General features: G+C 73.2%; 20 protein-coding genes and 1 riboswitch. Of the genes, 12 read left to right on the top strand and 8 right to left on the bottom strand.

Annotation, left to right across the window (positions count from 1 at the left end):
* Positions 1-20: 20 nt before the first annotated feature.
* Positions 21-1,292 carry a hypothetical protein gene (locus HB370_RS21130; RefSeq protein ID WP_030780566.1) on the bottom strand — a complete coding sequence of 424 codons (1,272 nt, stop codon included), beginning with the start codon at positions 1,290-1,292 and terminating at the stop codon, positions 21-23.
* A 57-nt stretch (positions 1,293-1,349) separates the two neighbouring features.
* Positions 1,350-1,847, bottom strand: a complete 498-nt coding sequence (locus tag HB370_RS21125) for a SigE family RNA polymerase sigma factor (protein ID WP_030780569.1) — start codon at positions 1,845-1,847, stop codon at positions 1,350-1,352.
* A gap of 252 nt (positions 1,848-2,099) precedes the next feature.
* Here HB370_RS21125 and HB370_RS21120 point away from each other — a divergent pair, with 252 nt between their 5' ends.
* From HB370_RS21120 to HB370_RS21110, 3 genes are all read left to right on the top strand, one after another.
* The gene (locus HB370_RS21120; protein WP_030780572.1) at positions 2,100-2,651 is read left to right on the top strand and encodes an EF-hand domain-containing protein; all 552 of its coding nucleotides are present in this window, start codon (positions 2,100-2,102) and stop codon (positions 2,649-2,651) included.
* Positions 2,652-2,904: 253 nt separating this feature from the next.
* Positions 2,905-4,626 carry a cytochrome c oxidase subunit I gene (gene ctaD, locus HB370_RS21115; protein ID WP_030780574.1) on the top strand — a complete coding sequence of 574 codons (1,722 nt, stop codon included), beginning with the start codon at positions 2,905-2,907 and terminating at the stop codon, positions 4,624-4,626.
* On the top strand, positions 4,623-4,976 hold the full coding sequence (locus HB370_RS21110; RefSeq protein ID WP_030780577.1) for a hypothetical protein: 354 nt from the start codon (positions 4,623-4,625) through the stop codon (positions 4,974-4,976). Before ctaD ends, HB370_RS21110 begins: the two co-directional genes overlap by 4 nt.
* A 31-nt stretch (positions 4,977-5,007) precedes the next feature.
* Here the strand turns inward: HB370_RS21110 and HB370_RS21105 are convergent, their stop codons facing one another.
* Positions 5,008-6,069 carry a L,D-transpeptidase gene (locus tag HB370_RS21105; protein WP_167513008.1) on the bottom strand — a complete coding sequence of 354 codons (1,062 nt, stop codon included), beginning with the start codon at positions 6,067-6,069 and terminating at the stop codon, positions 5,008-5,010.
* Between the two features lie 77 nt (positions 6,070-6,146).
* On the opposite strand from HB370_RS21105, the gene HB370_RS21100 reads away from it, so the two are divergent.
* On the top strand, positions 6,147-6,665 hold the full coding sequence (locus HB370_RS21100) for a SigE family RNA polymerase sigma factor (protein ID WP_037701327.1): 519 nt from the start codon (positions 6,147-6,149) through the stop codon (positions 6,663-6,665).
* Positions 6,655-7,332 carry a L,D-transpeptidase gene (locus HB370_RS21095; RefSeq protein ID WP_030780585.1) on the top strand — a complete coding sequence of 226 codons (678 nt, stop codon included), beginning with the start codon at positions 6,655-6,657 and terminating at the stop codon, positions 7,330-7,332. The genes HB370_RS21100 and HB370_RS21095 overlap by 11 nt, the downstream gene beginning before the upstream one ends.
* A 10-nt stretch (positions 7,333-7,342) precedes the next feature.
* On the opposite strand, the gene HB370_RS21090 is transcribed toward HB370_RS21095, so the two are convergent.
* On the bottom strand, positions 7,343-8,290 hold the full coding sequence (locus tag HB370_RS21090; protein ID WP_030780588.1) for an MIP/aquaporin family protein: 948 nt from the start codon (positions 8,288-8,290) through the stop codon (positions 7,343-7,345).
* Positions 8,291-8,474: 184 nt separating this feature from the next.
* Positions 8,475-8,675 (bottom strand): hypothetical protein, encoded by a 201-nt coding sequence (locus HB370_RS21085; protein WP_030780591.1) that lies wholly within the window; start codon positions 8,673-8,675, stop codon positions 8,475-8,477.
* 114 nt (positions 8,676-8,789) lie between these two features.
* Here HB370_RS21085 and HB370_RS21080 point away from each other — a divergent pair, with 114 nt between their 5' ends.
* Complete coding sequence (locus tag HB370_RS21080) at positions 8,790-10,169, top strand: tetratricopeptide repeat protein (RefSeq protein ID WP_051815579.1); 1,380 nt, start codon at positions 8,790-8,792, stop codon at positions 10,167-10,169.
* A 3-nt stretch (positions 10,170-10,172) separates the two neighbouring features.
* Here the strand turns inward: HB370_RS21080 and HB370_RS21075 are convergent, their stop codons facing one another.
* Positions 10,173-10,973, bottom strand: coding sequence for a hypothetical protein (locus HB370_RS21075; protein WP_030780597.1), 801 nt, complete (start codon positions 10,971-10,973; stop codon positions 10,173-10,175).
* Between the two features lie 384 nt (positions 10,974-11,357).
* Here HB370_RS21075 and thrS point away from each other — a divergent pair, with 384 nt between their 5' ends.
* The 4 genes from thrS (at position 11,358) to HB370_RS21055 (ending at position 16,306) form a co-directional block, all read left to right on the top strand.
* Positions 11,358-12,647, top strand: coding sequence for a threonine--tRNA ligase (thrS, locus tag HB370_RS21070; protein ID WP_078637475.1), 1,290 nt, complete (start codon positions 11,358-11,360; stop codon positions 12,645-12,647).
* A 26-nt stretch (positions 12,648-12,673) separates the two neighbouring features.
* Complete coding sequence (locus tag HB370_RS21065) at positions 12,674-13,639, top strand: nucleoside hydrolase (protein ID WP_030780603.1); 966 nt, start codon at positions 12,674-12,676, stop codon at positions 13,637-13,639.
* A gap of 388 nt (positions 13,640-14,027) precedes the next feature.
* On the top strand, positions 14,028-14,879 hold the full coding sequence (locus HB370_RS21060) for an isocitrate lyase/PEP mutase family protein (RefSeq protein ID WP_030780605.1): 852 nt from the start codon (positions 14,028-14,030) through the stop codon (positions 14,877-14,879).
* Between the two features lie 347 nt (positions 14,880-15,226).
* Positions 15,227-16,306 (top strand): bile acid:sodium symporter family protein, encoded by a 1,080-nt coding sequence (locus tag HB370_RS21055; protein ID WP_208974424.1) that lies wholly within the window; start codon positions 15,227-15,229, stop codon positions 16,304-16,306.
* On the opposite strand, the gene HB370_RS21050 is transcribed toward HB370_RS21055, so the two are convergent.
* On the bottom strand, positions 16,203-17,285 hold the full coding sequence (locus HB370_RS21050; RefSeq protein WP_030780610.1) for a HoxN/HupN/NixA family nickel/cobalt transporter: 1,083 nt from the start codon (positions 17,283-17,285) through the stop codon (positions 16,203-16,205). The genes HB370_RS21055 and HB370_RS21050 overlap by 104 nt on opposite strands.
* Positions 17,286-17,313: 28 nt before the next feature.
* A riboswitch (cobalamin riboswitch) is annotated at positions 17,314-17,498 on the bottom strand.
* A 78-nt stretch (positions 17,499-17,576) separates the two neighbouring features.
* Between HB370_RS21050 and HB370_RS21045 the strand changes: the two genes are divergently transcribed.
* Positions 17,577-17,927, top strand: a complete 351-nt coding sequence (locus HB370_RS21045; RefSeq protein WP_030780613.1) for a metalloregulator ArsR/SmtB family transcription factor — start codon at positions 17,577-17,579, stop codon at positions 17,925-17,927.
* Between the two features lie 79 nt (positions 17,928-18,006).
* Positions 18,007-19,665 (top strand): glycoside hydrolase family 13 protein, encoded by a 1,659-nt coding sequence (locus HB370_RS21040; RefSeq protein ID WP_030780615.1) that lies wholly within the window; start codon positions 18,007-18,009, stop codon positions 19,663-19,665.
* Positions 19,666-19,681: 16 nt separating this feature from the next.
* Here HB370_RS21040 and HB370_RS21035 read toward each other — a convergent pair whose 3' ends face one another.
* Positions 19,682-20,422: a DUF4142 domain-containing protein gene (locus tag HB370_RS21035; RefSeq protein WP_030780618.1), complete on the bottom strand. Its 741-nt coding sequence runs from the start codon at positions 20,420-20,422 to the stop codon at positions 19,682-19,684.
* Between the last annotated feature and the right edge of the window lie 87 nt (positions 20,423-20,509).

Raw genomic sequence — 20,509 nt, 5'->3', positions numbered from 1 at the left:
CCCCGGTCCACGCGTCCGGGTCAGCCCGTGAAGAACGTCTTGTCGAGCGCGATGGCCCGCAGCAGCTCCAGGCTCAGCGCGGGCCGGGGCCGGGTCACCGGGCCGGCCTCGGCGTAGGAGTTCACCTCGCGGGCCACCACCCGCCGGCCGTCCGGGTACAGCACGTCGACCTGCCACACCTGGGCCGAGCCGCCCTTCTCCGACCGGCCTCGGACCGTCTTGACGCGGGTGCCGTCGCCCAGCGCCTCGGACCGGCAGTCACCGGCCACCCCGGCGCAGCCCATGTGCCCGGCCAGGGCGTCGGCCATGTCGTACTGCGCGTCGGCCTCGACCATGTTCCGGCCGTGGCCGTCGTCGTAGACCAGCTGGACCAGCCCGTCATCGGCGTTCAGGTCGGAGACGGTACCGCCGTGGGGCAGGTGGGACTTCAGCACCCGGGTCATGCGGTCGCCGGGTACCGCCTCGCCGCCGGTGGCGGGGGCGCGCGGCGGGGTGGGCAGCGCGGCGAGCGCGCTGTCCCAGCGGGGGCTGCGCGCGATGGCGGACAGCTCGGCGAGGGACAGCAGCGGATCGGCCGTGCCGGACGCCTCCTTCTCCCCGCCGCCGGCGAACTCCTGCACCGTCACCTCGGCGCCGTCGGCGGCGGTCAGCACGGCGTACCAGCGCTTCTGGCCGGTGTCCCGGCTGGGGTAGGTGAACGACTTGACGGTGGTGAGCACGGCTCCGCCGGGGAGCTTCTCGGTGGCGCACCGGTCGTAGGGGCGCACCTGCGCCGGCAGACAGCCGCCCTGGCTCTGCCGGCCGGCGGGGACACCGGGGGTCGGCCGGGTGAGGGTCACGTCCAGGGCGGTGCTGCCCCGCGCGGTGGTGTAGGTGAGCTTGGCCATCGGCCAGACGATGTCGTCACCCGCCCGGCCGTCCCGGCCGCCGGCGGCGGAGACGGTACCGCCGGGCGGGAGCAGTCCGGAGAGCGTGCGGACCATCTCCGCGCCGCTGGGCGGCGCGGGCTTCGGGGACTGCGGCTGCCCGGTGACGCGGGCCTGGGTGCCGGTGCGCAGCCGCTCCGGGGTGCCGTCGCCGTGCCCGCCGAGCGGGACCTGGGCCAGCAGTCCGCCGCTCGCCGCGACCACGGCTGCGGCCGCGGCGGTGACGCGGACGGCGGCGGCCAACCGCTTGCGGCGGCCCCGGCCGACGGAGCGCCGCACCAGGTCGGCGGAGGGAGGCGGGAACTCGCCGGCGGTCCGGCGCAGTGCGCGGGCCAGCCCGGTCTCGAAGTCCTCGTCGCGGGACATGCTGGGTCTCCGTTCTTCACGTCGGCCGCGGCGCCGGGCGCCGGCGGGCCGCGCTCGTCAGGTGGTCAGGTCGGCCAGCTCGGTGCCGAGCACATCGCGCAGCCGCCGCAGGGCCCGGGTGCTCCGGGTACGGACGGCGCCCGGTGACAACCGCAGCGCCTGCGCGGTCTCCTCCACCGAGCGGTCCTCCCAGTAGCGCAGCACCAGCACGGCGCGGTCCCGGGCCGTCAGCCGCGCCAGCCCGTCCAGCAGGGCCATCCGCAGCTCGGCGTCCGGCGCCGGCCCCGCCGTGTCGGGCATCCGGTCGCTGGGGCGCTCGGTGGAGCTGCGGCGCCTGCGCTGGGAGACGAAGGTGCGCACCAGCACGGTGTCGGCGTAGGCGACCGGGGACTGGGCGCGGTTGATCCGCCACCACGAGCGGTACATCTTGGCGAGGGTCTCCTGGACCAGGTCCTCGGCGAGGTGCCAGTCGCCGGTGAGCAGGCAGGCCGTCCGGAACAGCGGCCCGCTGCGGGCGACGGCGAACTCCAGGTAGTCCGGGGGTGCTTCCCTCACCGTGTGTCCTCTCGTGGCCGGCGTCGTCTCTTACACGCGGTGGGGGTGCGCTCGCGTTACACCCGGGACGGATCCGGTTCCGCCACCGCCTCCCCCGGCCCCGCTCGGCGGGCCGGCAGCCGGATCAGGAGGTCGTGCTGAACTGGGGAATGATCACTCCATCGGGTGATCACCTGGGCATTCCGGCGCCTGGCACAAGGCGGTGACCGACCCTGAACAGGTCAGCGGACTTGATCACGGAAAGGGATGCCCATGACCTCTGCGGTGCACGACATCATCACCGTCAAGCTCGAGCGCACCTTCGACCAGATGGACGCCAACAAGGACGGCTACCTCGACTGGACGGACTACCAGAAGCTCGCGGACCGCTACATCCAGGGGTACGGGCTCTCCAAGGACGACCGCCGGGCCAGGGCGCTCCAGACCTTCTGCCAGATCTACTGGCTGGAGCTGCTGCGCCACGCGGGCGCGGACGGGGACCGGCTCTCCAAGGAGCAGTTCGTCCTCGCCAACCGCCTCGCGGTCATCGACACCAGCCGCCTCAACGTGACCGAAGGCGGCGGCCACGCGATCTTCGACATCGTCGACGCCGACGGCGACAACGAGATCAGCAGGGACGAGTTCGCCCGTCTGACGCGGGACGTCTGGAAGGACAACTCGCCGGAGACGATGGACCTGTTCCACAGGCTGGACACCGACGGGGACGGCGCGATCTCCCGCCACGAGTTCATCCGCGCGGTGCGCGAGCACTTCCTCTCCAACGACCCCGACGCCCCGGGCAGCATCTTCTTCGGCCACATCTGACCCAGCCGCTCCCCGGCACTCGGCTTCGAACAGCCTCCCAGCGCCGCCCTCCGGACTCACCTCTAGGGGGCGGCCGGGACCCTCCCGGCCGGGGCCGTCGACCGGTGCGCTGCTGCGTTCGGGTGTATCGCTCACCCGGACGGCCGTACATCGGCCGCTCAGCAACCCCCCGGGGCTCGTTGGGACGGTGAGGATGGCGGGTGGACCGCCGTCACGGCACGGGCGGACGCGAGCATCGGGAGACGGACGACTTGTGAGCATCCTGAACGAACCCCAGGGCGGTGGCGCGGCGGCCGAGGAGTCGTACGAGAACGAGCTGCCGGTCCGGCGCAAGCAGCCCGGCAACGTCGTGGTGAAGTGGCTGACGACCACCGACCACAAGACGATCGGCACGCTGTATCTGACGACGTCGTTCGCGTTCTTCCTGTTCGGCGGGGTGATGGCGCTGCTCATGCGCGCCGAGCTGGCCCGTCCGGGCCTGCAGATCATCTCCAACGAACAGTTCAACCAGATGTTCACGATGCACGGCACCGTGATGCTGCTGATGTTCGCCACCCCGCTGTTCGCCGGGTTCACCAACTGGATCATGCCGCTCCAGATCGGCGCGCCCGACGTCGCCTTCCCCCGGCTGAACATGTTCGCCTACTGGCTGTACCTGTTCGGCTCGCTCATCGCGGTCGGCGGCTTCCTCACCGCGAACGGCGCGGCCGACTTCGGCTGGTTCGCCTACACCCCGCTGTCGGACGCCACCCGCACCCCCGGACTCGGCGGCAACCTGTGGATCCTGGGCCTGGCGTTCTCCGGTTTCGGCACGATCCTCGGCGCCGTCAACTTCATCACCACGATCATCTGCATGCGCGCCCCCGGCATGACCATGTTCCGGATGCCGATCTTCACCTGGAACGTGCTACTGACCGGTGTGCTGGTCCTGCTGGCCTTCCCGGTGCTGGCCGCCGCGCTGTTCGCCCTGGCGGCGGACCGCATCTACGGCGCCCATGTCTACGACCCGGCCAACGGCGGGCCCCTGCTGTGGCAGCACCTGTTCTGGTTCTTCGGGCATCCCGAGGTCTACATCATCGCCCTGCCGTTCTTCGGGATCATCACCGAGATCATCCCGGTCTTCGCCCGCAAACCGATCTTCGGTTACATGGGCCTGGTCGCCGCGACGATCGCCATCGCCGGCCTGTCCGTCACGGTGTGGGCCCACCACATGTACGTCACCGGCGGGGCGTTGCTGCCCTTCTTCGCCTTCATGACCTTCCTCATCGCCGTGCCGACCGGGGTGAAGTTCTTCAACTGGATCGGCACGATGTGGAAGGGCAGCCTCTCCTTCGAGACACCGATGCTGTGGGCGGCCGGCTTCCTCGTGACGTTCCTCTTCGGCGGGCTGACCGGCGTCATCCTCGCCTCGCCGCCCATGGACTTCCACGTCTCCGACACGTACTTCGTCGTCGCCCACTTCCACTACGTCGTCTTCGGCACGGTCGTCTTCGCGATGTTCGCCGGATTCCACTTCTGGTGGCCCAAGTTCACCGGGAAGCTGCTCGACGAACGCCTCGGCAAGATCACCTTCTGGACCCTCTTCGTCGGCTTCCACGGCACCTTCCTGGTCCAGCACTGGCTGGGCGCCGAGGGCATGCCGCGCCGGTACCCCGACTACCTGTCCTCCGACGGCTTCACCGCGCTGAACACCCTGTCGTCCATCAGCTCCTTCCTGCTGGGCCTGTCGATGCTGCCGTTCCTCTACAACGTGTGGAAGACCGCGAGGTTCGGCACCCCGGTCGGCGTGGACGACCCGTGGGGCTACGGCCGCTCCCTGGAGTGGGCCACCTCCTGCCCGCCGCCCCGGCACAACTTCGTCACCCTGCCCCGTATCCGCAGCGAATCCCCGGCCTTCGACCTGCACCACCCGGACATCGCGGCGCGGGAGCAGGAGGGCTACGAGATCGCCACCAGCGACCGGCCCCGCGGATGAGCGGCCTGCGCAAGCGGGGGACGGGAGCGGGTGGCGACCTCGGCAACGAGGTCGAGGGCTACCTGCTGTGGCAGGCCCGGGTCGCGGAGGCGGAGCGGCGCGCCCGCGAGTTCACCGGCCCCCTGGACTGGCTGACGACGGCCCAGCGCGAGGAGGTCGAGCGGCAGTACACCGCCGACGCCCTGCGCCGGGCCCGCGCCGACCTGGAGCGCGTCGCCGCCCGGTGCGTGTCGCTGCGGGCCGAGTACGAGCACCGCTACCGGCAACTGCGGCAGCGCTGCCTGGCCGTGGTGCTCGCGGTGTGCGCGGGCTGCACCGCGCTGACCGCGCTGCTGCTGCTCGCCCTGTGACCCCTGCCGCGTCCCAGCCTCCCCAGCCGACTCACCGTGCGTCACCGCCGTGCCGGGTCGCGCTGTGGGCCAGCCACTCGGACCAGGTGAGGTTCCAGTCGCCGTAGCCGTTGCCGGGCTCGACCGTGTCCTTGGAGCCGGTGACGCGGATGACATCACCGGGGATCACCCGCCGGTAGAAGCGTTCGGCGGTGCCGTCGGTGGCGAGGCCGACACAGCCGTGGGTGACGTTGGCCCGGCCGGCGTGGGTGTTCGCGGCGGGGTTCTGGTGGACGTAGGTGCCGGACGTGGTGGTGTGCACGGCCCAGGCGTAGTAGCCGTGGTAGGCGTCGCCGAGGCCGACGGTGCGGGAGTCCATGTAGACCCTGGGCTGCTTGTCCATCACGACCATCGTCCCGTTCCAGGTGTCCAGGCCGGGGCGGCCGGCGGTGACCGGGATCCGGGTGTCGGGCCTGCCGTCCTCCGTGACGGTCATCGTGTGGGTGCGCACGTCGACGGTCGCGGTCAGGGAACGGCCGATGGAGAAGCGCCGTACGGCGTGGCTGCCGACGCGCAGTGTGACGCGGGTGCCGGGCTTCCAGTAGGCGGGCGGGCGGTAGTCGACGCGCTGCCCGTCGAGCAGGTTGCGGTCCTTGACCCAGCTCCAGGCGCCCGTGACGGCGGGCCGGGCGTCGACGCCGAGCCAGTGCTCGACCGCGGCCCGCTCGGCGCGCGGCACCGGGCGCGGGAAGGTGACGGATATCGGCATGCCCACCCCCACGGTGGCCCCCTCGCCGACGTTGACCTTCGCGCCGGCGAGCGCGGCCGGCTCTGGGACGGCGGGCGCGGCGGGCCGGGGCGCGGCGGAGGAGCGGGACGGCGGCCGGCTCGGCCGCGGCCGTGGAGGCGGTGGAGGCGGTGGCCGCGCAGCCGGTCGCCGCGAGCAGCAGCGCGCAGGCCGCCGCGAGGGCACCGGCGACGGCTTTCGAACGGCGTGGGCGGGCTGACGGGGCGTGCGGGATACGTGAGCGGTGCGCGTGCGTGGACACGGAAGTTCCCCCCTGGGATGCGTACGGACATGGTCTGTACGCACGGCGCGGCGCCCCGGTTGCATCGGGACGGGGAGGAATTCCCGGTCCCGCCCGCGCCGTAGGATCGCCTCTTCGGACGGGGAGAACGGGGGGGGCGGGGATGACGGAGGAGGAGTTCGACGCCTTCTACACGGCTGCCTTCCCCCGTCTGGTCGGACAGCTGTACGCCTTCACCGGAGACCACGCCGAGGCGCAGGACGTCGTGCAGGAGGCGTTCGTACGGGCCTGGGACCGGCGGACGTCCTTCGACGCGGCCGAGGCACCGGAGGCGTGGATCCGCACGGTGGCCACCCGGCTCGCCGTCAGCCGGTTCCGGCGCGCCCGGCGCTGGCTGGAACTCGTCCGCAAGGACACCCCACGGGAGCAGGTCCCGGGGCCCGGACCGGAGCACGTCGCCCTGGTCGCCGCGCTGCGCACCCTGCCCCCGGCACAACGGCTGGCCGTGGTCCTGTACCACGTGTGCGACCTGAGCGTGGAACAGATCGCCGCGGAGACCGGCGCGCCCGCCGGCACGGTCAAGGCGCGGCTGGCCCGGGGCCGCGCCGCGCTCGCCCGTCAGCTGTCGCCCGAGGAGGCCGAGACCATGACCGGGACGAAGGAGGCCACGCATGCCCCATGACCCGACGGGCCCGGCCGCGCCCGGGGAGGGCGCCGACCGGCTGACGCACGCCCTGCGCGAGGTCGCCGAGCAGGGCCGGCGCCCCGCACCCGGCCCGGGTGCCGCCGTGCGCCGCCGGGCCGTGCTGCGCCGCCGTACCCGCCGGGCCGGGCTGGTGTCGGCGGGCCTCGTCGTCGCGGGCGCGGCCGTCCTCACCGCCACGACCCTGCTGGACGGCGCCGAACGGCCCGCGCCGCCCGCCGCGACCGCCTCCACGACCGCCCCGGCACCGCCCCCGTCCCCCGACGGCGACACCCCCGTCGACGACATCCGGATCGACCTGTCCACCCTGGAACTGCGGGCCGGGGGACGGACGTTCCCCATCTCCGCCCCCGGTATGAACCGGCCGTTCCGCGGAGACGCGGTCACCCGGGTCACCGAACGCCTGCGGCACGCCCGGTTCAGCGTCTCGCCCACGGGCGAGATCGAGAGCCACGACTGGGTGATGGCCTTCAGCGGCCCCGAACGGGAACCCCACTACCTCTACGGGGCCGACACCACCACCGACGTCCCCGGCCGCCGCCCGTCCACCCTGAGCGTGATCGGCCTGCGCACCCCCGACGCCCGCTGGCTGTACGAGCACACGCCCGTCGGCACCCGCATCACGATCACCGGGACCGGCACCTAGGGGGTGGTGCCTACTCCTCGGGGCGGGTGCGGGTCGGGGTGGAGCGGCCCGGTGGGGGGAGTTGGGCCAGCTCGGTGCGGGTGAGCAGGACGTCGCCGATGAAGAGGTCGTAGAGCAGGATGCCGAGCGCGCCGCCGATCAGCGGGCCGACGATCGGGATCCACCAGTAGCCGCTGAAGACGCCGGACACGCTTCCCGGGAACGCCAGGCTGCCCCAGCCCGCCGCGTAGGTGAACAGGCGGGGGCCGAAGTCGCGGGCCGGGTTGATGGCGTAGCCCGCGTTCGCGCCGTAGGACATGCCGATGGCGGCGACGACGAGGCCGACGACCAGGGGGCCGAGGTTGGCCTGCACGGCCTGGTTGCGCAGGTCGATGACGGCGGCGATCAGCATCAGCAGGAAGGCCGTGCCCACGATCTGGTCGATCAGCGGGCCCCAGACGCCGCCGTGGAAGTAGGGGGCCGGGAAGGTGGCGAAGATGGAGAAGGTGGTGTTGGTGTGGCCGTTCACCTTCGGTCCGGTCACCGTGCGGTCGAAGGTGTTGATCGCGTCGTGGTAGACGAGGTAGACCAGCGCCGCGCCGGTGAGGGCGCCCACGACCTGGGCGAACCAGTACGGCAGCACCTTGGCCCAGGAGAAGCCCCGGCGCAGGGCCATGGCCAGGGTCACCGCCGGGTTGAGGTGGGCGCCGCTGATGCCGCCGGCGACGTAGACGCCGAACATGACGGCGAAGGCCCAGCCCCAGGTGACGAGCAGCCAGTCGCCGGCCGCCAGGAAGATCGTGGTGGTGGTGGCGGCCCGGCCGGAACCGGGCAGCGCGGCGACCGCCATCGCGACCACGCCGCAGCCGAAGGAGATGAGGACGAAGGTCCCGAAGAACTCCGCCATGCACTCGCCCAGCAGACCGCCCCGGCTTCTGAGCCGGGACGTCTTGACGAGCGGAGGGATGTCCACAGCCATGGAGGCCCCCTTAGAAGAGAGCAATGCGGCCAATGTCACCATATTGGCTCACAACGTCACTCCCCGCAGGGTGAACGTCCTCCGGCCACCCGCAAGGGCGACCCGCAGGGGCCTTGCCAGGGTGACCCGCAGGGACCCGTAGGGGCCTGTCAGGGGACCCGCAGGGGCGGCGGGTGCGGCGGTCTCAGCCGCCCGTCTGCCGGACCACCGACGCCGGTGTCCGCGGGGTGTCGGCGGCGCCGGCCGGGCCCACGTTGGCCGCCAGCAGCAGACCGGACGCGGCGATCACGGCCGCGACGACGCCCCGCGTGGCGGAGCCCCGTCCGTCCGGACGGACGCGGGGGCGGGTGTGGGATGCGTAGGGTGCGGATGTACGTCCGGACACGGCGACCTCGCAACACAACAGCGGAGTGTTAAGCATGCTTAATCCGCCGTTTAACCTAGGTGCTGTCGCCGCCCAACGGCAAGGGCGGCAGGGGGAGTTGGGGGGCACGGCAGCATGCTGGAACGGGACGAACCGGAGGTCGTCGGACGGCGGGTGCAGCGGCTGCGCGCCCAGCGGGGGCTGACCCAGCGGCAGCTGGCGGAACCGGCGTACACCCCCGCCTACATCTCCACCCTGGAGGCGGGCCGGGTCCGGGCCTCCGACGAGGCGCTCAGGCACATCGCGGACCGGCTCGGGGTCACCTTCGAGGAGCTGGCCGCCGGCCGCCCCGCCCACCTCGCCACCGGTCTCAGGCTGCGGCTCACCGAGGCCCAGCGGCTCCTCGCCGACGGCCGGGCCGAGGAGGCCGCCGTCCAGTACGGCCTGGTGCGCGCCGAGGCGGAGGCGCACGGGCTCGGCCGCGAACAGGCCGACGCGCTGCTCGGCCTCGGCGAATGCGCCCTGGAGACCGGCGCGTTGAGCGAGGCACGGGACCGCTTCGAGCGGGCCGAGGCACAACTGGCCGACCAGTCCCTGCCGGTGCGGGTGCCCGCGGTGCGCGGCCGGGCCGTCGCCCACTACCTCGCGGGCGAACTCCGCTACGCCGTCTACCTCCTGGAGTCCACGCTCGACGAGCTGAACCGCGGCGGACTGCACGACCCGGACGCGCTGCTGCTGCTCTACGCCAGCGTCATCGGCCCGTACATGGACATGGGCGCCCACGCCCGCGCCGCCCAGGCCGCCGAGTTCGCCCTGGCGCTCGCCCCACGGGCCGGCGACCCCGCGCTGATCGCCCGGATGCACCGCTCGGTCGCCCGTACCCTGCTCGCCGAGGGCCGTATCGCCGAGGCCGACGCCTCCCTGGCCAAGGCGGCCGAGCTGTACGCCCAGCTGCGGCTGCGCACCGAGCTGGCCAACTGCCACTGGATGCGCGGCTACGTCTGCGCGCAGAACGGCGAACTGGACCGCGCCGAGCAGGAGTTGCGGCAGGCGCACGGCATGCTCGCGCGGACCCGGGCCGCCCTGTACCGCAGCCAGGCCGCCGTCGAACTCGCCGACGTACTGCACCGCCGGGGCCGCTCCGAGGAGGCCGCCGAGCTGCTGGAGGGCGTCCTCGGGGACTTCTCCTCCGAGCGCGGCGCCGTGCACGCCGCCGCCGCGCACCGCCTGCTCGGCATCATCGCCGAGGACGCCCGGGACACCGAGGCCGCCGAGGAGCACTACGTCCGCGCCCTCAGCCTCCTGGAACGCGCGGGCGCCGCCGGGGACCTCGCCGACCTGTGCCGGCTGCTGGGCGACCTGCTGCGCCGCACCGGCCGCACCGAGGCCGCCCTGGACGCCTACCGCACCGGGCTCGGCCACCGCACCGCCCCCGGCACCACCACCCTGGGCCCGGCCCCGGCCCAGCCCCCGCTGTGGCCCGTACCCCCGTCCCCGGACCGTCCCCCGCTGTGACCCTCACACCTCCGCCCGGCCCTGCCGGCGGATGTCCGCCAGCCGGAGGGCGCCGATCTGCACGGCGGCCTGGGTCGCCTCGTTCGGTACGTCGCCCAGGCCGCCGTTGGTGAGCGCGAAGGCGTCCTCGCCGACCCGGACGGCGGCCACGTCCATCGTGAGCAGGTACCGCTGCCCGCCCTCATCGAAGGCGGCACAGGTGACGCGCAGCCCCTGGCGCGCGTCCCCGACCTCCGGCAGCGGGGCGTCCCGCACCTGCACGTCCTCCAGCAGCCCCAGTTCCGTGGTGGCCGTGAACCGGGCGCAGCGCACCGGCATCTGCCGCAGCCAGGCCAGCATGGCGTCGACGTCCGCCGGGCGGCGGGCACCGATCTGGAACCGGAGCTGGGCCTCGGTGTCGGCGTCGTCCAGGCCGACGGCGACGCGCGCCGGGGCGCCGAGGAGTTCGTCGCTGTAGAGGGCGTCGAGCAGCCGCTGGCACTCCCCGGCCGCCGTGCGGCTCTTGAGCAGCCCGTCCCGCCAGGTGGCCGCGCCGCGCGTGGCGGTCCAGGGGGCGCCGAGGTCGGTCTGGGTGATCAGCGCGGCCTGCGCCTGCTCGTCGCTGAGCGTGGAGCCGTCGGCCCGCCGGGGCGCCGTGGACCCCGGGGCCGGCCGGTCGAGCGTGGGCAGCGGGTGCGGGGCGCTCGCCGGGTGGTTCAGCCCGAGGGCCGCGCAGCCGCCGCCGAGCAGCAGGCCGGTGGCGAGGAGGGGGAGCGCGACGGCACGGGGGAGGCGGGGGACGCGCGGGGATATCGCGGGGGACATCGGTGCCTCCTGGACTGCGTGCGGCCGGGGTGCCTGGTCTCACGGCACCACCGGCCCGGGCGTCCCACCAGCGCTCGGAGCCGTACGGGTGAGGGCGTACGGCCGGTGTGCCGCGGGGCGCCGGGGGACATCCGGCGTGCGCGGGGCACCGGGGAGGATCCGCGTACGCGGGGCCCTGCGGGAAATTCCGTGGAGCGGCCCGTACGCCCCCTGTTACCGTCCCGTCCATGCAGCGCGCCCCGCAGTGCCCGTCGAGCACGACGACGCCGGAGACCGTCCCGGCGCGCTGACACCTGACCAGCATCCGAGCCCCGGGGCGCACGCCCCGGGGCTCCGGCGCGTCCCGGGCCGTCCGCCCCCGTCCACCCCGACGGAAGGACCCCCATGAACCACCAGCCCGGCCACCACGACCACCGTGACGAGTCCGGCCACCACGACCCCGACCGTCCCGACCACCGCCGGCTCGGCCGCGAGCTCGGCCTCTTCGGCACCGATCCGCTGATGGGCGCCGGACTGCCGTACTGGCTGCCCGACGGCGCGGCCGTCCGGCACGCCCTGGAGGAGTACATCCGGGAGGCCGAACGCCGGGCCGGCTACCGGCACGTGTACTCGCCCGTGCTCGGCAAACGGGAGCTGTACGAGATCTCCGGGCACTGGGACCACTACCGCGACGACATGTACCCGCCGATGCGGCTCGGCGCCGAGGAGGCCGTACTGCGGCCCAGCCTCTGCCCGCACCACGCGCTGATCTACCGCTCCCGCGCCCGCAGCCACCGGGAGCTGCCGCTGCGCATCGCCGAGCTGGGCACCATGCACCGCGCCGAACTGTCCGGCGCGCTCGGCGGCCTGACCCGGGTGCGCGCCATCCACCTCAACGACGCCCATGTCTTCTGCACCCTGGACCAGGCGGTGGCCGAGGCCCGCGCCGCCCTGGAGCTGATCGGCCGCGCCTACGCCGACCTCGGCATCGAGGCCGTGCGCCACCGCCTCTCCCTGCCCGGCGCGGGCGGCAAGTACGTCGCCGACCCCGAGCTGTGGCGGCGGGCCACCGCTCTGCTGCGGCAGGTCCTGGCCGAGGCCGGGGTGGCGTACGAGGAGGCGCCGGGCGAGGCCGCGTTCTACGGCCCGAAGATCGACGTACAGATCGCCGACCCGGCGGGCCGCGAGTCCACCTTGTCCACCGTGCAGATCGACTTCCACCAGCCCGCCCGCTTCGGCCTGCGCTACACCGGCCCCGACGGCGCCCGGCACCGGCCGGTGATGGTGCACCGCAGTGTCATCGGCAGCGTGGAGCGGGCCGTCGCGCACCTCGTCGAGGTCCACGGCGGGGCCTTCCCGGCCTGGCTGGCGCCGGTCCAGCTGGTCGTCCTGCCGGTGGCCGAGGAGCAGCTGGAGCAGGCGGAGCGGCTGGTCCGGGAGGCCGTCGCGCTCGGCCTGCGCGCCGAGCTGGCCGGGCCCGCCCAGGGCACCCTGGGGGCCAGGATCCGGGCCGCGCGGCTGGTGCCGTACCAGGCGGTGATCGGCGCCCGGGAGGCCGGCGCCGGGCTGGCCGCCGTACGGCTGCGGGACGGACGGCGACCGGGCGCGCTGCCGGTGCCGGAACTGCTGCGCCGGATCACCGCACGGGTGGCGGCCCACTCCGCCGTGCTCTGGGACGAGGACCCGCTGATCTAAGGTCGGCTGGACGGAAGGAGACCGCCGTGACCGGTCAGCCCGTGCCTGTGATCATCGACTGCGACACCGGCGTCGACGACGCCCTGGCCCTGCTGTTCGCCGTACGCCACCCGGGGCTCGATCTGCGGGCCGTGACCTGTGTCGCCGGGAACACCGACGTGGACGGGGTGGTCCGCAACACCCTGACCGTGCTGGAGCGGGCGGGCGCTCCGGCCGTCCCGGTGGCCCGGGGTGCCGAGCGCCCGCTGATCGAACCGGCCCGCCACGCGCCGGTGCACGGCGTCGACGGCATGGGCGACCTGGGGCTGCCGGCGCCCGCCCGGGGCCCGGCGGACGTGGACGCGGTCACCCTGCTGCGCCGGGAGATCCTCGCCTGCCCGCGCCCCGTGACGCTGATCCCGACCGCCCCGCTGACCAACATCGCGCTGCTGCTGCGCACCCACCCGGAGGTCACCCGGAACATCGAGCGGATCGTGTTCATGGGCGGGGCGGTGGCCACCGGGAACGCCACCCCGGTCGCGGAGTTCAACGTCTGGCACGACCCGGAGGCCGCGGCGGTGCTGCTGACCGCCGGGGTGCCGATCACCATGTACGGCCTGGACGTCTTCCGGCGGGTCGTCGTCCCCGGCGCCGAGGTGCGCCGGCTGCGCGCGAGCGACGAACCCGGCACCCGCCTGGCCGGGGATCTCCTCGCGTGCCGGCCGACCCGGCAGGGCAGGGAGCCGGGAGCGGAGGACGCCGGCGGCCTCGGTGACGCGGGCGCGGTGTGCGCGGTGGCCGATCCGGCGGGCCTCACCACCCGGCTGCTGCCGGTCGAGGTCTGCCTGGCGCCCGGCCCGGCCCGCGGCCAGACCGTCGTGGACCTCAGGACCGGCCCCGGCGAGGCCGAGTTCCACGACGACGGCTCCGAACGGGCCGTGGTGGACGTGGCGTTGGACGTGGATGTGGACCGGTACGTGAGGCTGTACCTGGAGACGGTGGAACGGCCCTGACGACCCTGGCGCCCGTCGGTCCGGTCCTTGACAAAGCCCTTTACAAAAAGGGTGTCCGGCTCGTCGGTGAGACCCGATTCGGCCATCGTGCGGGCACCCGGGCCGGTCGGGAACCTCACGATCACATGGGTGAGCAGGTGTTCACGTGCCTGAACCACCGTTCCGGAACGCCACGTTTCGGACCGCCATCGCAAAGAGATGGTTGTGACTCGGCAAAGTGTTTCCTAATCTGCGGGCCACCGGGCTGGACAGCTGTCGACCGGGCGCCTCTCACAAGGAAGGGCACCCGGCCGGTCTGGTGCGGAACATGCCGCGCGGCCAACAGCTTTGGCGGGCAGACGGTCGCAGCGGCACACAGCCCACGCAACCAGTAACCACGGAGGATACCGTGAGCCACCCCAACCGGCTACGCGATGCCATTCACTCGGACGGCACCACCCCTCTGATCGGCGTCTTCGACATGTTCTCCGCGTCCGTCGCGGCCCAGCACTACGACGGGATGTTCGTCTCCGGCTTCGGCTTCGCCGCGTCCCACTACGGCCTGCCCGACATCGGCTTCATCGCCTGGCCCGACATCATCGCCTTCGTCCAGCGCCTGCGCATGGCGTTCCCGGCCCAGCACCTGCTGGTGGACATCGACGACGGCTACGTGGACCCGGAGACCGCGTGCCACGTCGTGCAGAACCTGGAGGCCGTCGGCGCCTCCGGCGTCATCCTGGAGGACCAGAAGCGGCCCCGGCGCTGCGGTCACGTCGACGGCAAGCAGGTACTCCCGCTGGAGGAGTACCTGGAGAAGCTGGAGCTGGTCCTGCAGTCCCGCCGGGACCTGGTGGTGGTCGCCCGCACCGACGCCACCGAGGAGGACGAGATCCTGCGCCGCGCCAAGGCGCTCGCCGCGACCGACGCCGACGTGGTGCTGGTCGACGGGGTGCGCAGCGTGGACTGGATCCACAAGGTGCGCAAGGTCATCGGGGACAAGCCGCTGCTGTTCAACCAGATAGCCGGGGGCAAGTCGCCGCGGCTGTCGCTGAGCGAGCTGTCCGCGCTGGGCGTCGACGTCGCCATCTACAGCACGCCCTGCCTGTTCGCCGCGCAGACCGCCATCGACCGCGCCCTGACCGAGCTGAAGGAGGCCGACGGCCGCCTGCCGCAGACCGGGCCGGACAGCGTGGGGGTCGCCGAGTGCCTGGCGCTGCTGGAGAAGAACATCAGCCGGCACCACGTCCACACCCCGGCGTGACCTGAGCCGCCCCAGGGGCCCGCGCGCACCCGCACGCGGGCCCCACGGCGGTTGACAGGCGGGTCCGGGCGGGCGACGGCCGGATCCCGGGCGCGAACGAGGCTCGGTCCTGGGCCGGACCGGGGATCCCGGCGTGCTTCCCCGGAGTCCGCCCGGGCACCGGGATCCCCGGCTTCCGGAGTCCGTCCGGGCACCGGGATCCCCGGCTTCCGGAGTCCGTCCGGGGACCGGAGGATCCCGGCTTCCCCGGACTCCGTCCCCGCTCACCCGCGCCCACCCCGCTCTGTGCCGGGCCCGCCTTCGCACCGGCCCCCTCCCCATGCCACCCGCTTCCAAGGCAGGAGCGCATGTCTCAGACGCTCATCGGCTCGGTCCGCGGTCTGGCGCGCCGTGTCGACTGGTACATCGTCGCGCTGTTCGGCGCGATCGGGATCGCCGCGCTCGTCCCGGCCGAGGACACGGCGGCCGAGGCCGTCTCATGGCTGACCAAGCTGGCGATCGGCCTGCTGTTCTTCCTCTACGGCGCCCGGCTCTCCCCGCAGGCCGCGCTCGACGGCGTACGGCACTGGCGGCTGCATCTGCCCGTGCTCGCCCTGACGTTCGCCGCCTTCCCGCTGCTCGGCCTGGCCGCACGGCTGCTGCCGGACGGGCTGCTCGGCGCCGAGCTGACCGCCGGCGTGCTGTTCCTGGCGGTGCTGCCGTCCACCGTGCAGTCCTCCATCGCCCTCACCTCCCTGGCCCGTGGCAACGTGGCCGCGGCCCTGTGCTCCGCGTCCTTCTCCACGGTGCTGGGCGTGGTCCTCACCCCGGTCCTGGCCGTCTGGCTGATCGGCGGCGGCGAAGACGACGGCATCCCGATCGGCGTGGGCCAACTCGGCGACATCGCACTTCAGTTGCTGCTGCCGTTCCTCGCCGGGCAGGCGGTGCGGCGGTGGATCTCCGGCTGGCTCGGCCGGCACCGCAAGGTGATCGGGCTCTGCGACCGGGGCTCCATCCTGCTCGTCGTCTACGCGGCGTTCAGCCGGGGCATGACCACCGGCATCTGGCAGCGGGTGTCCCCCGGCCGCCTGGTCCTGCTCGGTGTGCTGGTGGCGGTGCTGCTCGGCGCCGCCCTGCTGCTCGCCGACCGCTCCGCGCGGGCGCTGCGGCTGCCCCGCGAGGACCGGGTGACGGCGGTCTTCTGCGGGGCGACCAAGAGCCTGGCCAGCGGACTGCCGATGGCCTCCGTGCTGTTTCCCGCGGACGAGGTCGCCATGACCGTCCTGCCGCTGATGCTCTACCACACGCTCCAGCTGGTGGTCTGCGCCGCGCTCGCCCGCCGGCTCAGTCGGACGGCGCCGCCCGCACCGACCAGCGCTCCTCCACCCGTGCCAGCCGCCAGTACGCCAGCGCCGCCGCCCACACCGCCACGAACAGGCCGACGATGAGATAGCCGACGTTGTCCAGGTCCAGGCCGGCCACCCAGCCGGTCACCGGGTCGCTGAGGTCGAACTTCTCGTGCAGCACACCGACCAGCTCGATGGTGCCGATGAAGAAGGCCACGGCGATGGACAGACCGGTGATGGCGAGGTTGTAGAAGACCTTGCGGACGGGGTTGGCGAACGCCCACTGGTAGGCGAAGTTCATGAACGTGCCGTCGAGGGTGTCGAACAGGCTCATCCCGGCGGCGAACAGCAGCGGCAGGCACAGGATCGCGTACCAGGGCAGGCCGGCCGCCGCGCCCGAGCCGGCCATCACCATCAGGGTGACCTCGGTGGCCGTGTCGAAGCCGAGGCCGAACAGGAAACCCAGCGGGTACATCTGCCCCGGCCGGGACACGGACTTCGTCAGCCGCCCCAGCAGCCGGTTCATGAAACCCCGGGAGTCCAGGTGCCGTTCCAGCTCCGTCTCGTCGTAGCCGCCCGCGCGCATCGCCCGGAAGACCTTCAGGATGCCCGCCAGGGCGACCAGGTTCAGGGCGGCGATGAGGTAGAGGAAGGACCCGGAGATCGTCGTGCCGAGCACCCCGAGCACCTGGTGGGTGGTGGAGCCCTCGTTCATCACCTTCCCGGCCAGCGAGGTGCCGCCCGCGATCAGCAGGGCCAGCAGCACGACCACGCTGGAGTGCCCGAGCGCGAACCAGAACCCCACCGACACCGGCCGCTTGCCGTCGGCCATCAGCTTGCGGGTGGTGTTGTCGATCGCCGCGATGTGGTCGGCGTCGAAGGCGTGGCGCATGCCGAGGGTGTAGGCGGTGATCCCCAGTCCCACGCCGAACACCTGGGAGCCGACCTGGTAGTGCCTCGGGGCGACCAGCAGACAGAGGATCCCGAAGGCGACGACATGCAGGGCGAGGATCACCACCAGCAGCCCCGCCGTCTTGACGGTGTCCTCGCGTCGCCAGCGGAAAGTAGCGGCATCAGCCATCGGGTTCACGCTCCAGCACCTCGTGGATCACTTCGTGAGCTGCCGTGGCCGGTCTCCTGGCTTACGGGTCACACGTCCGCCGTTCCTGCCTTCCCGGCCTTTCGGCCAGTGGCCCGGCGGATGCCGGACGGAACGGGAACTCCCCGATCACAGTGGCGAGGGCCGCTCCGGTCTCACACCGGCTTCCCGAACACCACGGCCCGCCCACCGTAGAGGGGCACGCGGTTTCCTGCATAGCTGCGCAGTCGGGCAGGTATTCAAGATCACATCGCCGCCTGCCAGGATGGGGGCATGCATCTCGTTCCTGCCGACCGTGCCGATCGTCGCACCATCGACGGTCACCGGGTGTGCGAGGCGATCGCCGCGATCGGCGACGCGGGGCGTCTGCGCACCTGGTCCGACCGATTCTCGCTGCTGGCCGACGCCAACCGGCTCGCGCTGCTGCTCGCCCTGCACCGGACCGGGCCGCTGGCCGTCTCGGACCTGGCGATCGCCACGGGCATGAACGACCCGGCCGTCTCCCAGGCCCTGCGGCTGCTGCGCGCGGCAGGGGTCGTGGCGGGGGAGAAAGAGGGGCGCGTGGTGCGCTATCGGGTGGTGGACGAGGACGTGAGGGGCCTGTTGGAGCACTGCGCCGCCTGAGCGCCCCGGAAAAGGTTCCCTTTCGGGCAATGTGGACAGATACAGATTCCGTACTCTCGTCCGTCCCAGGGGAGCCCGTATGGCAGACCGCCCGCCGGACCTCTCGTCCAAGAACCCCGACTGGTGGCGCCAGGCCGTCATCTACCAGGTCTATCCACGCAGTTTCGCCGACGCCGACGGTGACGGCCTCGGTGACCTCAGGGGCCTGACCCAGCGGCTGTCGCACCTCGCCGCGCTCGGTGTCGACGCCCTGTGGCTGAGCCCCTTCTACCCCTCCGAACTCGCCGACGGCGGCTACGACGTCATCGACCCGCGCGGTGTCGACGAACGCCTGGGCACCCTGGACGACTTCGACGCCCTGGTGGGCGAGGCGCACCGGCTGGGCCTGAAGGTCGTCGTGGACATCGTCCCCAACCACACCTCCCATCTGCACCGCTGGTTCCAGGAGGCGCTGCGCGCCGGGCCCGGATCGGCCGCCCGCGAGCGGTACGTCTTCCGGCCGGGGCGCGGCCCGCACGGGGAACTGCCGCCCACCGACTGGCAGTCGGTGTTCGGCGGCAGCGCCTGGCACCGGGTGGCCGACGGGGAGTGGTACCTGCACCTGTTCGCCCCCGAGCAGCCCGACCTGAACTGGGACAACGAGGAGGTCCGCGCCGACTTCCGCACGACCTTGCGGTTCTGGTCCGACCGGGGTGTGGACGGCTTCCGCGTGGACGTCGCCCACGGCCTGGCCAAGGACCTCACCGAGCCGCTGCGGGACCTCGGCGCCCTCGGCGCGACCGGCGAGACGGCCCTGCGGCACCTGCCGCCGGGCAGCCACCCGTACTGGGACCGGGACGAGGTGCACGAGATCTACCGCGACTGGCGCAAGATCTTCGACGCCTACCGCCCGCCCCGCATGGCCGTCGCCGAGGCCTGGGTCCCGGGCGGCCGCCGGGCCCTGTACGCGCGCCCCGACGAACTCGGCCAGGCATTCAACTTCGAGTACCTCCAGGCCGGCTGGGACGCGGAGGAGCTGCGCGAGATCATCGCCGGCGAGCTGGCCACGGCCCGCTCGGCCGGTGCCTCCGCGACCTGGGTGCTGTCCAACCACGACGTCGTACGGCACGCCTCCCGGCTGGTGCTGCCGCCCGGCACCGACCCGGAGGCCTGGCTGCTCGCCCACGGCTCGGCGCCCGCCGTCGACCCGGCGGCCGGGCTGCGCCGGGCCCGCGCGGCGACCCTGCTGATGCTGGCGCTGCCCGGCTCGGCGTATCTGTACCAGGGCGAGGAACTCGGCCTGCCCGAGGTCGCGGACCTGCCCACGGAGGTGCTCCAGGACCCGATCTGGGAGCAGACCGGCCACACCCGCAAGGGCCGCGACGGCTGCCGGGTGCCGCTGCCGTGGACGACGACCGGGCCGTCGTACGGCTTCGGGCCCGGGGCCGGCTGGCTGCCGCAGCCCGCGTCCTTCGCCGGCTACGCGGTCCAGGCGCAGACCGGTGTGGAGGGCTCCACGCTGGAGCTGTACCGCACGGCCCTGCGGCTGCGCCGCAAGCTGCTGGAGGGCGAGACGCTGACCTGGACCCCGGGCGCGCCGGCCGGCGTGCTGGACTTCACCCGCAGCGAGGTCTGGCGCAGCGTCACCAACCTGGGCGCCGAGCCGGTGCCGCTGCCTCCCGGCGAGGTCCTGCTGAGCAGCGCCGAGCTGCCCGGCGGCGGGGTGCTGCCGCCGGACACCACCGTGTGGCTGGCCTGAGCCCTCCCGGCCGTGGCTAACCGGCCGGCGGGGCCGGGCTCGGCCCCGCCCCGGTGCCGCCGCCCGCGATGCCGTCGATGTCCACCGGTGTGGAGGTGGCCGACGGCGGCGGGGTGAGGACCACCTGCGGCCGGCCGGCGGCCGGGGGCGGCGGGGTCAGGTCGGAGTCGGGCAGCTTGGGCGGGGTGGTCTGCTGGTACAGGGTCCGGTCGAAGTCCACCAGGCCCGTCTTCTCCATGACGGATATGTGGTCCAGGACGGTGTCGTTGGCCTGGTCGGCCAGGGCCCGCACCAGCGAGTTCTTCGTGGTGGACCGGATCTTCGCCACCGTGTTGAAGATGGAGCCGTGCGTCATCCGCAGGATGTTGGCGAAGTCCGTGTCGAACTGCCTGCCGCTCTCCCCGTTCAGCTGCCGTACGAAGCCCCGCTGCTGGGGGCTCGCCTCGTCGGGCAGCGTGATGTCCAGCATGGGGGCGATCTTCCGGCAGGTGGTGTCGAGCGCGGCGTGCCCGTCGACCAGGTGCCGGCTCGCCGTGATCACCGCCTCGGAGCCGCCCTTGCGCAGCCCGATCTGCCCGACGGGGTACTCCCACAGCCCGGCCGCCCGCACCTTCACCACGAAGTCCCGGTCCTGCTCGGTCAGCGGCCCCCACTGGGTACTGGCGATGACACGGTCCTGCGCCCCGGAGACCTTGCTCAGGCCGAGCATGCCCGGGTAGGCGAGCGCGGCGAGGGTCAGGGCCATCGCACCGCCCACGAACAGCGTTCCCGTCGCGTTCCGCGAAAAGCGCACCGTGCCTCCTGCCGGGGATCCTCCGTCGTCGGACCGGACCCACGGCGGTGC

The sequence above is a fragment of the Streptomyces sp. DSM 40868 genome, assembly GCF_011820545.1.
Lineage (GTDB): Bacteria > Actinomycetota > Actinomycetes > Streptomycetales > Streptomycetaceae > Streptomyces > Streptomyces eurythermus.
The sequence above is the reverse complement of the archived record's forward strand: the minus strand, read 5'-3'. Positions and strand labels throughout refer to the sequence as shown.